Annotated in this window: 12 protein-coding genes; 5 read left to right on the forward strand and 7 right to left on the reverse strand. The window is 73.1% G+C overall.

Annotated elements, in window-relative coordinates; all coding sequences use genetic code 11:
* Nucleotides 1–159 precede the first annotated feature (159 nt).
* From OG580_RS13865 to OG580_RS13875, 3 genes are all read left to right on the forward strand, one after another.
* A complete protein-coding gene (locus tag OG580_RS13865; RefSeq protein WP_267043973.1) occupies nt 160–1035 on the forward strand; it encodes an RNA polymerase sigma factor SigF in 876 nt (291 codons plus the stop codon).
* 180 nt (nt 1036–1215) lie between these two features.
* The gene (locus OG580_RS13870; protein ID WP_267043974.1) at nt 1216–2430 is read left to right on the forward strand and encodes a DegT/DnrJ/EryC1/StrS family aminotransferase; all 1215 of its coding nucleotides are present in this window, start codon (nt 1216–1218) and stop codon (nt 2428–2430) included.
* 59 nt (nt 2431–2489) lie between these two features.
* On the forward strand, nt 2490–4664 hold the full coding sequence (locus OG580_RS13875) for a lipopolysaccharide biosynthesis protein (RefSeq protein WP_267047998.1): 2175 nt from the start codon (nt 2490–2492) through the stop codon (nt 4662–4664).
* An 86-nt stretch (nt 4665–4750) separates the two neighbouring features.
* Here OG580_RS13875 and OG580_RS13880 read toward each other — a convergent pair whose 3' ends face one another.
* From OG580_RS13880 to OG580_RS13905, 6 genes are all read right to left on the reverse strand, one after another.
* Nucleotides 4751–5821, reverse strand: a complete 1071-nt coding sequence (locus OG580_RS13880; protein ID WP_267043975.1) for a glycoside hydrolase family 26 protein — start codon at nt 5819–5821, stop codon at nt 4751–4753.
* A complete protein-coding gene (locus OG580_RS13885) occupies nt 5818–6240 on the reverse strand; it encodes a hypothetical protein (protein WP_267043976.1) in 423 nt (140 codons plus the stop codon). The genes OG580_RS13880 and OG580_RS13885 overlap by 4 nt, the downstream gene beginning before the upstream one ends.
* Nucleotides 6237–8153, reverse strand: coding sequence for a hypothetical protein (locus OG580_RS13890; protein ID WP_267043977.1), 1917 nt, complete (start codon nt 8151–8153; stop codon nt 6237–6239). The genes OG580_RS13885 and OG580_RS13890 overlap by 4 nt, the downstream gene beginning before the upstream one ends.
* Entirely contained in the window at nt 8150–8959 is an 810-nt protein-coding gene (locus OG580_RS13895) for a polysaccharide deacetylase family protein (protein WP_267043978.1), read from the reverse strand. The genes OG580_RS13890 and OG580_RS13895 overlap by 4 nt, the downstream gene beginning before the upstream one ends.
* On the reverse strand, nt 8956–10296 hold the full coding sequence (locus OG580_RS13900; protein WP_267043979.1) for a glycosyltransferase family 2 protein: 1341 nt from the start codon (nt 10294–10296) through the stop codon (nt 8956–8958). Before OG580_RS13900 ends, OG580_RS13895 begins: the two co-directional genes overlap by 4 nt.
* A 95-nt stretch (nt 10297–10391) precedes the next feature.
* A complete protein-coding gene (locus OG580_RS13905; protein WP_267043980.1) occupies nt 10392–11483 on the reverse strand; it encodes a GNAT family N-acetyltransferase in 1092 nt (363 codons plus the stop codon).
* 157 nt (nt 11484–11640) lie between these two features.
* On the opposite strand from OG580_RS13905, the gene OG580_RS13910 reads away from it, so the two are divergent.
* A complete protein-coding gene (locus OG580_RS13910; protein WP_267043982.1) occupies nt 11641–12300 on the forward strand; it encodes a phosphotransferase in 660 nt (219 codons plus the stop codon).
* A gap of 90 nt (nt 12301–12390) precedes the next feature.
* Here OG580_RS13910 and OG580_RS13915 read toward each other — a convergent pair whose 3' ends face one another.
* The gene (locus OG580_RS13915; protein ID WP_267043983.1) at nt 12391–13110 is read right to left on the reverse strand and encodes a hypothetical protein; all 720 of its coding nucleotides are present in this window, start codon (nt 13108–13110) and stop codon (nt 12391–12393) included.
* Nucleotides 13111–13300: 190 nt separating this feature from the next.
* On the opposite strand from OG580_RS13915, the gene OG580_RS13920 reads away from it, so the two are divergent.
* Nucleotides 13301–14914 carry a phospholipase A2 gene (locus OG580_RS13920; protein WP_267043984.1) on the forward strand — a complete coding sequence of 538 codons (1614 nt, stop codon included), beginning with the start codon at nt 13301–13303 and terminating at the stop codon, nt 14912–14914.
* Nucleotides 14915–15052 lie beyond the last annotated feature (138 nt).

Consider the following 15052-nt stretch of genomic DNA (forward strand, 5'->3'; position numbering starts at 1 on the left):
CACCCTCCGACGCACACACGGGCCCTCATAAATAGGTGCAAAGCGGAATATTGGCACTTGCAACCATCGCCGTCGACCAGGTAGGGCTAGAAGGGAACACCCGACACGACCGGCTTGGAGGCGCCGCAAACCGCAGCAGAAGAACGACGAAGGAGACCCATGTCACCCCGGCTCGACGCCCCGCGTACCCCCGACGCGCCGTCGGCAGCAGTCCCCCTCGACCGCCTGCCCGCCCACCCCCTCGACCAACCGCACCGGGCTGGACCGGTCGACGCGCGCGCCCTGTCGAAGCAGCTCTTCGCCCGGCTCGCCGTACTGGAGGAGGGCACCCACGACCACGCCTACGTCCGCAACACCCTCGTCGAACTCAACCTGGCCCTGGTGAGGTTCGCCGCCGCCCGGTTCGGCAGCCGCAGCGAGCCGATGGAGGACATCGTCCAGGTCGGCACCATCGGCCTCATCAAGGCGATCGACCGCTTCGAGCTCTCCCGCGGCGTCGAGTTCCCCACCTTCGCGATGCCGACGATCATCGGCGAGATCAAGCGGTTCTTCCGGGACACCTCGTGGTCCGTGCACGTGCCCCGCAGGCTCCAGGAGCTCCGGCTCGACCTCGCCAAGGCCGGCGACGCGCTCGCCCAGCGCCTCGACCGCTCCCCCACCGTCGCCGAACTCGCGGAGGAGCTCGGGATCTCCGCGGAGGAGGTCGTCGAGGGCATGGCCGCGAGCAACGCGTACACCGCGAGTTCGCTCGACGCCAGGACCGACGAGGACGACGCCGGCAGCGGCGAGAGCACACTCGCCGACCGGCTCGGCTACGAGGACGACGGCCTCACCGGGATCGAGTACGTCGCCTCCCTCAAGCCGATGATCGCCTCACTGCCCGCCCGCGAGCGGCACATCCTCTCCCTCCGCTTCGTCTGCGGCATGACCCAGTCGGAGATCGGCGCGGAGCTCGGCCTCTCGCAGATGCACGTGTCCCGGCTGCTCTCCCGCACCCTCGCCAGGCTGCGCCGGGGCCTCACTCTGGAGGAATGACCTCCGCAGGCTTCCCCGAGCCGCCAAGATGGCTGCGGAAAGGGCCCGTTCACGGTCTCACGACCTGGAACGGGCCCTTCCGCACGAGCGGGCGGACCACCGACCGCGCAGCCGGAAGGCCTTGTTGACGCGCCGTCCGGATTGGGCCACATTGAGCCCGGGGATTCAGGGGGGAATCACATGGTTTCTGCGTACGCGGAACTGGAAGGGCGCATGCGTGACCGGCTCGGGGGCAGAGAGTGCCTCTACGTGCCGTCGTGCCGCCTCGGCCTCTACCTCGCACTGCGCCACTGGTGCGCGCCGGGCGGCCGGGTACTGATGTCGCCGGTCAACGACGACGTCATCTTCTTCGTCGTGCTCGCCGCCGGGCTCCGCCCCGTACAGGCGCCGCTCGACCCCCGGGACGGCTCGATCGACACCGCGGCCGTCCCCGAGTCCGTCTGGCGCGGCCTGTCCGCCGTCCTCACGACCAATCTGTACGGGAACCCCGACCCGGCCCCCGAGCTGCGGGCCCACTGCGACCGGCTCGGCATCCCGCTGATCGAGGACGCGGCCCACGCGATCGGCTCCACCGTCGGCGGGCGCCCGGTCGGCACGTACGGCGAGGCCTCCGTCTTCAGCCTGTCGAAGCACACCGCCGCCAAGACCGGCGGCTTCCTCGCCCTCGCCGACCCGGCGCTGCGCGAGGAACTCGCCGCCGCGCGCGACGCGCTGCTCCTGCCGACCCGGACGGCCGCCGAACTCGCCTATCGCGTACGGCCGTACGCGGAGGCCGCCGTGCGCGGGATGCGCCTGACGCGGGCCGCGCACGCGCTCGCGCGGCGGATCGGCGCGGAGGAGCGGGAGGAGATCCGGATGCCGCTCCGCGCCGAGGAGCTGGCGCGGGCCCTGCCGGCCGCGCCCGCGCTCGCGCCCTTCCACTCCTGGATCCGCGTCGACATGCACGACTACCGGCTCCGGCCGGGACCCGGCCGGCTCCGCCGCACCACCCACAAGCTGGCCCGGCTCGACGACGTCCTCGCCGCCCACCGTGAGGGCACGGCCCGGCTCCTGGCCAGCGAGTACGGCACGCCCGGGGCGCCCACGGAACAGGCGGGCCCCGCGCAGCAGGCGCAGCCGCTGTTCCGGGTGCCGCTGCTCGTCGAGGACCGGGACGCCGCGATCGCCGCCCTCGCCCGGCACCGGATCACCACCGGCTATCTGTACGACCCGCCGCTCGACAGCTACGCGGGCGAGCGCTTCACCGACCTCTCGCCCACGCCGGAGCCGGCCGCCCGGTTCGCCCGGCACGCCCTGCCCGTGGACCCGCGCCGCGCGGAGGAGGTCCTCGCTGTGCTGCGGGCGGCCGGGGCCCGGCCCGCGCGCCTGTCGGAGGCTCCCGGCGGCGCCCGGTGACCGAGACCGTACGGCTGCGGGCGGCGGACCACCCGGCGGCCGAGGAGCCCTCGGCCGCCGTGCCGGAACCCGTCGGCGAGAAGGGCGACTCCGGCGACAGCTCCATGTTCCGCAACGCCTACGCGCTGATGCTCTCCACCGGCGTCTCCGCCGCCCTCGGCCTCGGCTTCTGGCTGGTCGCCGCCCGCTACTACACGGAGGAGGCGGTCGGTCAGGGCTCCGCCGCCATCGCCGCCCAGCGGATGCTCGCCTCCCTGACCGCGACGACGCTGACCGGCGCGGTCGTCCGGTACGTGCCCCGGGCCGGCCGCGCGACCGGGCCGCTCGTGGTGCGCCTCTACGTGGTCAGCACCGTGGTCGTGGCCGTCGCCTGCGGCGTCTTCCTGCTCACGCTGGACTGGTGGGGACCCTCGTACGCCCCGCTCGGCACCGTGTCCGCCGGGATCTTCTTCACCGCCGCCAGCATCGGCTGGGCCCTGCTCACCCTCCAGGACGCGGTCCTCACCGGGCTCAGACGGGCCGTCTGGGTGCCCGTCGGCAACGCCGTCTTCTCGCTCGGCAAGCTCGTCCTGCTCGTCGTCCTCGCCGTCGGCCTGCCGGTGCTCGGCGTCTTCGTCTCCTGGGCGGCGGCCATCGCGCTCTCCGTGCTGCCGGTCGGCTGGCTCGTCTTCCGGCGCCTGATCCCCCGGCAGGCGCACGCCGACCGGGACCGTGAGCCGCCCACCCTGCGCGAGATCGGCCGCTTCCTCGCCGGGGACTCCGTCGGCTCGGTCTTCAGCCTCCTCATGATCAGCCTGCTGCCGATGATGGTCGCCGTCCGCTTCGACGCCGCCCACAACGCCTTCTTCTACACGGCCTACACCGTCGGCGGCACGATGGAGTTCATGGCCATCAACATGGCCTCCTCGCTCACCGCGCACGCCTCGCACAGCCCCGAGTCCCTCGCCGAGGGGGTCAGGGGCGCGCTGCGCCGCATGACGCTGCTGCTCGTCCCGGTCGTCCTCGTCCTCGTCGTGTTCGCACCACTGATCCTCGCGCCCTTCGGCGGGGACTACGCCCGGAACGGCACGACCGTCCTGCGGCTGCTCGCCGCCGCCGCGCTCCCCCGCGTCGCCGTCGAGCTGTACATCGGGGTGCTGCGCGTCCAGGGCCGTACGGGGATGCTCGCCGCCCTCCAGGGCGTGATGTGCGTCCTGGTGCTCGGCAGCGCGGTCTTCCTCCTCGGGCCCTTCGGCATCGCCGGCGCCGGATACGCCGTCCTCGGCTCCATGACCCTGATGGCGGTGGTGTCCGTGCCGGGCCTGCGGGCCACCCTCAAGGGCCGGGTACCGCCCGAGGGGGACCGGGCGGCGGCGCGGGTGAAGGAGCGCGCGGAGGACGGCTACGGCACGAACTGGGCGCGGGAGAGTGCCTATCTGCGCGGCACGCACGACTCGGTGACGCCCGCGTTCGGGATCCCCGTGTACGTACCCCGGCAGCGTGACGACGAGCCCGCGGGCTCCCTCGGGACGCCGGGGCCGGGGCCGAGGCCGGGGTGGGAGTCGGGGCCGGGGTGGGAGTCGGAGCCGGGGTGGGAGTCGGGGCCTGGGACGGGGTCACGCGGCGCGGGCGCGGCCGACAAGAGGGCGGCCGAGGCGGTCGAGGCGGGCTCGGCGCCGAAGGGGGCCGAGCGGTCGGTGATCCTGCTCTGGTCGGCCCTCGGCCTCTCCGCCGGGCTCTTCTGGCTGCCGCTCGCCCGCTCCGGCGCGCTCGACGTGGAGCGGCTCTCCGGCACCGGTCTGCTGACCGCGCTGCCGCCCGTCACGCTCCTCGCCGGGCTGCTGCTCGTCGCCCTCCAGGGCGCAGCCGTCGGACTCCGGCGCTTCCGACGGGCGTTCGCCGGAACGGTCCTGCTCGCCACCTTCCTCGCCCTGCACACCGCGCCGCCCCTGCTGGGCCTGCGGCCGGCGACGGCGGGCGGCCCCGGTGCGGAGCTCCTCGGCGCGCCCGACGGCCCGGCGGCGGTGGTGGTCCCGATCGCGCTCCAGGCGGTGTGCCTGCTGCTCGTGGCCCTGCTGCTGCGGGTGCTCGGCACGGGCGACCGGGTCACGGCCGGGGTGGTGTGGGTGCTGGTCTGGGCCGGTTGGGCGGGGCAGCAGGCCTTCGCCGCCGCCCCGCTCCCGCTCTTCCTCGGCCTGGCCGGGGCGACGATGGCGGCCTGCGCCTACCGCGGACTGACGGCGGGCCGCCGCTGAGACCTCCGGGCGGTCTGGGGCCTGTCCGGCGCCGCGGCCCCGGTCATGATCCGCCGGACACGACCCAGGCGGCCCGGAGCCCCGGTTCAGCGCCCCGGGACGTCCCGTACGTCCTGCCGGAAGTACGGGTCCCGCCCGGCGATCCGGTATCCCTCCAGCCCCGGACCGGAGTCGATCGTGAGGTCGCAGCCCGGCCCGGGCACGGCACGGTTCCAGTGCACGTACGCCTTCGCCTTCGGCAGCGTCGGCGCCACCTCCGGGATCGCGGTGTACCAGTCACGCTGCCGCTCGGGCCGCTTCGGATCGGGAGCGGTGGAGAACTCGGAGAGCATGATCGGCTTGTCGGCGGAGATGTTCTTCCGGAGCCAGTCGTAGCTGGGGCGCTGGCTCTCGTCGAAGTCGAGCCAGTTCGGCGTCCGGTGGCAGAGGTAGTAGTTGTACTGGTCCATGCCGATCCAGTCGACGTAGGCGTCGCCGGGGTAGAGCTGTTTCATCGAGTCCGCGCTGCCCAGATAGCCGGAGACCGTCCACACCCAGACCACGTTGTCCACCCCGAGCCGCCTGAACCGGTCGTGCAGGTGGCGATAGGCGGCGACGTACTCGGCGGGGGTGCCGGCGCCCTCCTTGATCCGGGCGTCGGCCTCCTGGTCGAAGGAGAGGAAGACCCGCTTGCCGTAGGCCTTGATACGGCGGATCTGCGGGTCGAGGATCTCGGCGTCGTACTGCCCGGAGGCGATGTTCTTCCAGCCGAGCTGGGTCTCGGTGTATCCGGCGTGGTGCGGCTCCTTCCACACCGTGGACTCCCAGGCGAGCATCAGCAACCGGTCCCGGCCGAGGGCCTGTTCGTCGGGGGTGAGGAGGGTTCCGTCGAGCTCGTTGCCCGACATGTCGTGGTACGTGTAGACGAGATCGAGGCGGCGGCCGATCTTCTTCTCGAAGGCGTGCACCGGCCGGGTGAGCGAACTGTCGCCGTCGTACGGGATGTACGCGCCCCACCACGCCCCGCAGGGGGCGACGAGCCGGGTGTCGGGGGCGCACGGGTCGTCGCCCTCGGCGACGGTCGCCCACACGCCTATGCCGGCGGTCAGCGCGCCGACGGCGGCGAGCGCGATCACGAGCCGCGTCCAGGGGTCGGCCTTGGAGTGCCGTCCGGTCATCGGCCTCCACCGGGCCCTCGTTTGCGGAAGCGGAAGGATCCGGCGCCCTCGGGTTCGACCGCGCCGCGGGTGGCGGCGGGCAGTGGCAGGCCTGGGAGGAGGGCGACGACGGTGGTGAACACGGCGAGCGGGGCGAGGAACGCGGTCACGGAGAACCCTTCGATCAGGAAGAGGAGGGTGGCGGTGAGCGAGGCGAGGGAGAGGCTGATGGGCGCGGCCAGCGCGAACGCCTCCAGGCGGGCGCCGGGCCGCAGCCCGTGCGGCTGCGGATGGAGCAGGGCGAGGCCGGGGCCGCAGCAGACGAAGAGCAGTACGGGCACCCAGCGCAGGGGCGAGCCGCCGGGCAGCAGGGTGGCCGCGAGGGCCACCCACCCGGAGGCGGCGAGGGCTGCTCTGATCCGGTTCTGGGGCGTGTTCACGGTGTACCGCCTGAGCTGGCCGGGGTCCTTGCGGGAGCCGAGGTGTAGGAGAGGACGATTCCGTACGGATGTTCCTCGACGGTCGTGAAGAGCGGGGAGGCCTTCAGCCGGGTACGCAGGACCGCGAAGCCACCGGGCGGCAGCAGGCCCTCGCCCGCCGTGTAGACGTCCTGGGTGCGGGTGAGGACGACACGGGCCGTGGTGCCGGGCGGGATCCGGTCGGCGAGGTAGCGGGCCGGGTCGACGAGCATCTTCTCGTTCTCGGGCAGCTCCTGCTCGGCGAAGAACCAGTGCTCGACCTGGTCGTAGCGGTGCAGCGCCTGCGGGAAGGAACCGGAGGTGGCGAGGATCAGACCGCCCTCGGGCAGCTGGTCGATGGCCCGGGTGACCAGCTCCGTCTCGGCGGGCGGCGTGTAGTACATCGTCTCCTTGCCGTAGTACGCGGGCAGGAACCCGGCCGTCAGGACGACGAGGACGAGCGGCAGGGCGACGGCCGCGGTACGGCGCCGGGCGACACCGCCGCGGCTCCGGCGGGCGCCCGCGGCGGTGGGCACCAGCGCCGCAGCGGCGAAGAACGCGGCGCCGGGCAGCCCGAACAGGTAGACCCGGAACAGCATTTCGCCGCCGTAGTCGTTGACGGCGAACAGGGGGACCGGGGCGATCGAGACGAGGAGCAGCGGGAGTGCGCTGCGGGTCAGCCGGCGGCGGACGAGTACGGCGATCCCGGCGAGCACGACGGCGGCGAGGGCCATGAGGATGCCGGCCCGGCCGGCCAGCTCGGGCCCGGGGCCGGTGAGCTGTCCCGCGTACCCGGCGCGGGAGTTCTCGGTGAGCTGGCCGATCGACTCGCGCAGCGTGCCGAGCGTCTCCAGGAACAGGGGCCTGCCCATGGTGAGGTCCCAGGCCAGCATCAGCAGCCCGGCGACGACCAGCAGACCGTAGTTGCGGTAGCGGCGGGTGAGGGTGAGGGCGAAGAGGGCGGCGCAGAGCATGACCGGGGTGAGCTGGTGGGCGGCGTTGATCGCGACGATCAGCGGGGCCAGGATCAGCACGCAGACCGCGCGCTGGCGCGGGGTCGTGGGCGGCGGCACGGCGGACGCCGCCGGATCGAGATACGCCCGGTCGCGCAGCCGCCCGGCCGAGCCGGGCCGCACGAAGTGCCGCAGGACGACGGCGAGTACGGTCAGATGCAGGACGTACGCGAAGCCCTGCGGCGCCAGGTAGTCCTGGCCGACCCAGTTGGCGAGCTGGAAGATCCAGACGGCGGTCCACACCAGCCGCCAGTCCTCGGTGAAGGTGCGGTAGATCAGCACGAGCACGGGCAGGGTGATCAGGCCCAGGACGATCGGCGCCCAGTTGAGGTAGACGGCGGTGCTCTCGACGCCGAAGGTCCGGACGAGCGCCGCGTTCAGGGTGAAGAAGCCCGGCCACTGGTCGTACGCGGACATGTTCCCGGACAGGGCGGCGTTCGGGCGGAGTTCGCCGGCGCCGAGGATGGTGTTGACGACGGCGTCGTGCTTGGAGGCCCAGGGGTAGCGCACGGAGTCGTACAGCACGGCCGGCGGTGCCTTGAGCGCGAACAGCAGCGCGACGCAGTGGGCGAGCGGCCAGCCCGGCGAGGTCCCGGCGCGCCGCAGCGACACCAGGAACCCGGCGGTCAGCACCAGCAGGGACCCGTAGAACACGGCGGGCAGCCGGTCCAGGAGGCCGTAGTCGTCCATGGTGCGGATGTCGATCAGGGGCAGGGAGAGCCCCCACAGGCCGAGGCCGAGGACCAGGAGGGCGGGCGGCAGCCAGGTCAGGTCGGGCACGGCGGTGCGTCGCGCGGGCGGCGCGGCGGTGCCGCCGTGGTCCGGGGCGGGGACCGTCCCGGTGCCGCTCGCCGGCGTCGGTGTGAACACGTTCTCCGTCATCCCGCGAACTCCGCTCCGCGCACCAGCGCGCGCGTCCGCCGGTACATGCGCCACCCGACCGTGGGCAGCGAGTCCGGGTACGGAGCGGTCTTCGCGCCCCGCCCCTCCATCCACCGCGCCACGTCGGCGACGGTGTGGGTGCGGCGCACGATGAGCCGGGCGATGCGGTAGACCTCGTCGCTCGCGGAGCTCAGCGCGTGCCGGACGGCGACGGCCGAGGTGTAGCCGGCGGCCTCGGCGGCCCGGCGCACGGCGGGGCTGTTGTAGCCGTGCGGGTAGGCGAGGTGGCGTACCTCGTGGCCGAGGGTGTCCTCCAGGACCGCCTTAGACTCGCGCAGTTCGCGCCGGAGGACGGCCGGGGCGAGCGTGTCGAGCTGTGCGTGGGTGGCGGTGTGGGCGCCGACCTCCATCCCGTACTCCTCCAGGCGCGGGGCCTGCCCGAGGGTCATCATCGGCGCGGGCGGCAGCAGACAGGGCCGGCCCCGGGTGATGGCCCCGGTGGTGAGGTACGCCGTGGCCGGCAGGTCCCGGGCGGCGAGCGCCTCCGCCGTCGGACCGACGAGGTCGGCGAAGCCGTCGTCGAAGGTGACGGCGACGGGCCGGTCCGGCAGCGGGGCCCCGGAGGCGAGGTGCGCGGCCAGGGTGCCGACGGTGACCGGGGTGCGGCCGCTGGCGACGATCGCGTCGAGCTGGGCGGCGAACTCCGTGGGAGTGACGGTGAATTCGGCGATCCAGTCCGGGGGATCCTCCATCACGGCGTGGTAGAGGAGGACGGGGATCCGGGTGTGCGCGGGGGCGCTGCTCATCGGGCGCCCGCCTTCCGGAAGGCGCCGCGCGCCCGCGCTCTGGCGTAGCCGATGGGTCCGTACAACATGCCGCGTCGCTCCAGTCGGGAGAGGTTGCGAGGCCAGGGATGGTGCTGGGCGCCGTGCTCGCCGGGGACGCCGTCGTGCCCGTCGCCGGGGACGCCGTCGTCGCCCTCGCCGCGTCGGGCGGTCATGGTCCTGGCGTGGGCGAGGCCGCGCGGCAGCCGGGTGAGCAGCGCGGGCAGCAGCCGGGGATGGCGCACCAGGGTCGCGGTGAGGTAGGCGGTGAGGCCGGCGCCGTAGCCGTACGCCTGGTTCCGCAGGTCCTGCCAGGTGTCGCGGTGGTGGTGCCAGACGAGCGCCTCGGCGGTGTAGCGGAGCCGGAAGCCGGCGGAGAGGACGGCGACGAAGGCGTACAGGTCGTCGCCGCCCCTGGCCGGGGTCCCGGTGCCGGTCGCCGGGTCGAAGCCGCCGGCCTGCCGGAGGGCGGCGGCCCGGAAGGCCATGTTGGCGCCGGAGCCGAAGCTGCCCGCGGTGAACGGGAAGAGCGGTTCGTCCGCGGGCGGCTGCGCCGGGTCGTACAGGCGGGGCGCGAAGCCCTTGGCGAAGCCGCCGTGCGATTCGAGGAGGATCTGCGCGGAGGTGCCGAGTCGCGCGGGCAGGATCAGTCCGGTGACGCAGCCGAGCCCGGGGTCGGTGGCGAAGGGCTCGGTGAGGGCGGTCAGCCAGTGCGGGTCGGCGATGACGTCGTCGTCGGTGAAGGCGAGGACCTCCCCGTCGGCGGCGGCCGCGCCGGTGTTGTGGGCGACGGCGAGCCCGGGGGTGTCCTCGCGGACGTACCGCACGCGGCCCGCGTACTTCCGGGTGACCAGGTCGTGGGTGTCGGTGGTGCGGGGCGCGTTGTCGACGACGACGAGCTCGTGGTCGGGGTGGTCCTGGACGAGCAGCGAGTCGAGGGCGCGGGCGAGGGATGCGGGGCGCTCGCGGGTGGCGACGATCACGGAGGTACGGGGCGGGGCGGGGGCTGCCCCGGTCGGCGGCAACGGCCTTCCGGCGGCCAGGTGTTCGGCCTCGGTGCGGGGCGCGGCCGCGGCGGCGGCGAGCCGCTCCCGGGCGAGGCCGGCGAGCACCCGGATCGCGTCCTCGCCTTCCGCGACGGTCCCGATGACGGTGGCGGCGGGGCGCCCGTCGACGCGCACGAGCGCGTAGACCTCGCCGCGGGCGATCGCCGGGGCGCCGGGTGCGGGGTGGAGGCCGACGGCGGCGCCGGACGGGTCGAGCTCCAGCTCGGCCACGGACATGGCGCGTGACGGTGCACCGGACTGCTGCTGGTTCATCGGGATCCCCCCGGAGTCGTACGGGTGCGGTCCGGTGGGGTTCGCGCCCACCCGCGTTCCGCCCTTGCGGATCGGCTGCCCACGGAAATCCGCGGCTAGCGGTTGCCCCGCAGTCGGGCGACCGTGTTCAGGGCCTCGCGGGCGCGGGCCGCCAGTGCCGGGCGGCCGCGGACGTAGGCGTGGGCCATCCGCACGGGCTCGCGGCGCAGCCAGTGGAGGGCGGCCCGTGCGCCGGGGACGAAGACGGCCCCCTCGTGCACCGTCAGCTCCCCCGTCTTCAGGGCGTCCTTGTACTCGGCGTCGCCGCGCCCCAGGTCGAGCATCCCGATGCCGGCGGCGGTCGCGGCCTCGGCCATCCGGAGGTGGAGGACGAGACCGGGCGAGTACTTGGCGAACTCGGGGTCGTACGAAGGGAACCAGCAGGACAGCACGGTTCCGGACCGCAGCCCGAAGTGCGCGGCGATCGGCCGCTCGCCCACGTACAGCACGGACAGCACTCCGGAGCAGCCGGGCGTGCGCTGCTCGTGGAGGCGCCGGACGAGGGTGGTGATCCACTCCTTGGCGAAGCGGTCGCCGCGGCCGGTCCTGCGGTACTGGGCGGACTTCCACTCCATGAGGGTGCGCAGGGCCGCCGGGTCGCGCTCGTCGAAGACGAACCGCACCTCGCCGTCGGCCTGGCGGCCGAGCTTGCGCTCCTTGGCCAGGGTGGTCCTGAGGAACTTGGGCGACTGGACGCGCAGAAGCGCCTCGTACGCCGCGTACCCCTCGCCGACGTCGATGACGGGCGAGGCGAAGGACTCGGTGGCGGCGCCCTCGAAGACGGGCTGGCCGTCCTCCAGGTTGTCGAACTCCCACATCGTGATCCCGCAGGCCCGCAGCACGGCGCGGGCGCGGGGCCGCAGCCCGGCGCGCAGAACGGCGCCCTGACTGTCCGAGACGCCGAAGCCGATCGCCCGGCCCTGCCCCAACAGCCCCTTCTCGTACGGGAAGAAGCCGACGGGCTCGCCGTCCTCCGACCACACGGCGACCCGCGAGCGGGGTCGCACCTCGGCGACCGCCCGCGTGAACTCCGGTTCCATGAAGGGGTTCGCGGGCGAGCCGGACTTGGCCCGGAGCTCCCGCCACACCTCGATCTCGCGCTCGCTCAGCTCCCCAGGCTTCACGATCCGCACACGAAAAGCGCTCACCCTGCCGACCCCCCGGTCTGCCCCCAGTACTGCCTGGACAGGACGGTACCGGTCCGAACCCCTCCCCGGCAGGCATACTCGACCATTCCGCGACCTCTCCGCGAAGCCGCGGTCACACGGGGACGAAGATGAACAAGAGGCGGACGGTGCAGTCGAGTTGAAGATCATCGGGCAGGGCAGGACGGCGGACGTCTACGCGCTGGACGAGGTCGGGGAGCGGGTCCTGCGGAGGTACCGGGACGGCTCCGACGCGACCCGCGAGGCCGGGGTGATGACACGGCTGGCGGACCACGGCTATCCGGTGCCGGCGGTGCTGCACGCCGAGGGCGCCGACCTGGTGATGGAGCGCCTCACGGGGCCGTCGCTCCTGGACGCGCTCCTGGACGGTACGTACGAGCCGGAACCGGCCGGCGAGCTGATCGCGGGGCTCCTCGACCGCCTGCACGCGCTGCCGGAGACGCGCCCCATCCGCCCGCACGGCCCGCGCCTCCTGCACCTGGACCTGCATCCGGGGAACGTGGTGCTCACGCCCCGGGGCCCGGTCGTCATCGACTGGCAGACGGCCGAGGAGGGCCCGCCGGGCCTGGACCACGCCATGTCGGCGCTGATCCTCGCGGAGGTCGCGGTCTCCCCGGCCCCGTACGCCCCCGGCGCCCGCACGGGTCTCGCCGCGCTCCTGTCGGCCGTCCACGCCCCGCTGCTCCCCCACCTCCCGGCGGCCCGCACGCGCCGGGCCGCCGACCCGAACCTGACTCCCGGCGAGGTGGCGACCCTGGGTGCGGCGGAGTCCCTCGTGAGGTCCCTGGCCGTCACCTGACGGTCGGGACGTCGGGACGTCGGGACGTCGGGACGTCGGGACGTCGGGACGTCGGGACCGGCCTGATCGGCCTGATCGGCCGGACAGGTCCTAGCGCTTGACGTCCGTGATCTTCAGGTTCGGGTGCGCCACCGCCGCGAACGGCTCGATGGCCAGGGCGCCGGAGGTACCGACGATCTCCAGCGCCGCCTGGGAGTCGATCCGCAGGTCCAGGCGGACGCGCGGCGAGCCGCCCCGGTCGGGCATGGCGTGGACGCGCGACGCCGGGTAGTCCAGCTTCAGCAGCGCCTCGCGCAGGACCTCGGCGCTGGTGGCGCCCTTGCCGCCGAAGCCCTCGCGGATGCGCTCCGCGTGCTTGTCGGCGATGCACCGGTCCTCCGCGTCCAGCGGGACCGCGCCGAAGTCCCGGGGCTCGAGCTCGCGGACGAAGTCCTGCGGAGGGCCCTCGGACGAGTTCGGGTCCGGGCCGATGCCGTCCTTCGTCGGCGGCGGGTTGTCCGGCCCGTACCCCTCCACCGGCTGCTCCTCGTACCCGGGAAGGTCCTCCGGGCGGGGAATCGGCTTGCCGTTCGCGTCGGTCGGCGCCGGCAGCACCTTCCGGCACTCCGCGTTGACGGTGCGCACGAGCTTCGAGAACCGCTTCGTGGACGCGCTGTCGTCCGCGGCGGTCGGGGCGCTCACCGGACGGACGCTGCTGCCCGCGGAGGCGGGGGCGGCGCCGGCGCCGGACTTCTCCGTGCCGCATCCGACGAGGACGAGCGAGCTGAGGCCGGCCGCGATCAGCGCGGCGGAGATACGTGAGATTCGCATGGCCTCATCCTGTCCGGCGCCCGGGCGGGCCCACATGAGTACGCGTACTCACCTACCCCCCTACGGGGTCAACACCCCTGCGACTAGGGGCCCTTGAGTGGTCGGCGAGGCCATTGCCCACCGATCTCGGGCGTCCATAAAGTCCGTGACCATCAAGCACCTCGGACTGACCCGAACGGGAGAGAAAACCGTGCGAAGAACCGTCTTCCCCATCGTCGCCGCCGTTTCCATGGCGCTGCTTCTTCCGCAGCAGGCCTCGGCCGACGAGGCGCCGCCGGAACAGCCTTTGTCCGCCGGTGAATTCAACGCCATCGGCCCCGGCACCTACCAGTCGGAGTACGACCGGTATCAGATCACCGAGAACGACGTTCCGATCAGCCTGATGACCCGCAGCCACGCCGTCACGGGGCAGGGCGCCGGGGTGGCGCAGGCACTGGACGCGCCCGCCGACCGCAGCGACCTCGCCGTGTTCGGGCCGAGTTGGACGGCCGAGTTCCTCGGCGGTCAGCTCAACCGTGAGCTGACCCAGGGCTCCGGCTTCATCAGCACCAAGGACCTCGCGGTCAACGAGTCCGTGCGCTACGACCTGACCGACTCGCTGGAGCGTCCCGACGGCGGCAGCGTCAGCACGTACACCGCCGCCGACGGCTCCACCGTGGTGGCGAACAGCGTCTGGGACGACCTCACGGGCCAGCTGACCACCACGATCACCGAGACGGCCAACGTCGACCTCACCACGGCGCCCGCGGGGGACGACGTCCCCGTGAACGCGCTCGGTGCGGCCTACTCCGCCGCCGACCTGAAGCCGAAGTTCACCTGGAAGCAGGTCGGCACCGGCAGCGACGACTGGCGCGTGACCGGCGTGGGCACCACGGCGTTCAAGGTGACCACGGTCAACTACGACGCCCAGGGCCGCGTCAAGCAGATCAACGAGCCGGCGCGGGGCGAGAACGCGGCGCAGACGGTGAAGGTCGCCTACGCGTCGGCCACCACCGCCGCCGGCAGCACGCTCGGCGACGTGGCCGGCCAGGTCAAGGAGATCAGCGTCACCTCCGGGGCGACGGTGGAGACGCTGGCCCGCTACTCGTACGACGCTTCGGGCCTGCTGCGGAAGGTGGCCAACCCGGCCGCCGGCGCCGACCTGAACACGTACGCCTACGACGCCGCCGACCGCGTGTCCGCGGCCACCACCGACGAAGGCGCCCGCTGGGAGCTGTCCTACGCCGGTGACGAGGTCGCGCCGCAGGCGAGCGAGACCACCGGCACGGTGCCCGAGCCGGGCAGCTCGGTCACGGGCGCCCCGAGCCAGAACGACCCCGAGGGCGTGGCCCCGGCGGCCGAGGACTTCACGGGTTCCGAGATCAACGACCCGTACGCCTACCCGAGTTACTGCAGCAACGCCGGCACGTGGATGTACTACACGTACTCGGGCTGCTCGACGAAGGTCGCGCACTACGGCTGGCGCAACCCGTTCTGGACGAAGACGCCGAACGGCTCGTGGGTGCGGGGCATCTACTACGACCACTGCACCACCGCGCCCGACAAGCCCGCGGGCTTCGACTTCCGCGCGGCCTGCGACTCGCACGACTACAGCTACGGGACGATCGGCAACGCCTACAAGGGCTACCGCTACTACCTGGACAAGTACAAGGGCTGGCAGTCCGACGCCGAGTTCTGGAACATGCTCTACAACAAGACCTGCACCGCCTATTGGTTCAAGGGCACCTGCCGCAAGCTCGCGAATGTCTACTACGGGGCCGTGGCGATAGTGGGCCGCGCCAAGAACGGCGCCAACGCGACCTGATCGGTTAATCCACCGGGCCGCCCATGAAATACGGGGGCAGGTGGCGGTAATGCACCGCCACCCGCCCCCATTCTGCTTAATTCCGCTTGATTTCCCGTTCGATTCCTGGCTGATTCCTGCCTGATTCTTCTTGGAGCA

The organism is Streptomyces sp. NBC_00094 (assembly GCF_026343125.1).
Taxonomy (GTDB): Bacteria; Actinomycetota; Actinomycetes; order Streptomycetales; family Streptomycetaceae; genus Streptomyces.

Excerpts from the sequence above, each read along its gene's own strand:
- OG580_RS13865 (WP_267043973.1), top strand. The coding sequence starts at position 160 with ATGTCACCCCGGCTCGACGCCCCGCGTACCCCCGACGCGCCGTCGGCA.
- OG580_RS13870 (WP_267043974.1), top strand. The coding sequence starts at position 1,216 with ATGGTTTCTGCGTACGCGGAACTGGAAGGGCGCATGCGTGACCGGCTC.
- OG580_RS13880 (WP_267043975.1), bottom strand. The coding sequence starts at position 5,821 with ATGACCGGACGGCACTCCAAGGCCGACCCCTGGACGCGGCTCGTGATC.
- OG580_RS13890 (WP_267043977.1), bottom strand. The coding sequence starts at position 8,153 with ATGACGGAGAACGTGTTCACACCGACGCCGGCGAGCGGCACCGGGACG.
- OG580_RS13895 (WP_267043978.1), bottom strand. The coding sequence starts at position 8,959 with ATGAGCAGCGCCCCCGCGCACACCCGGATCCCCGTCCTCCTCTACCAC.
- OG580_RS13900 (WP_267043979.1), bottom strand. The coding sequence starts at position 10,296 with ATGAACCAGCAGCAGTCCGGTGCACCGTCACGCGCCATGTCCGTGGCC.
- OG580_RS13915 (WP_267043983.1), bottom strand. The coding sequence starts at position 13,110 with ATGCGAATCTCACGTATCTCCGCCGCGCTGATCGCGGCCGGCCTCAGC.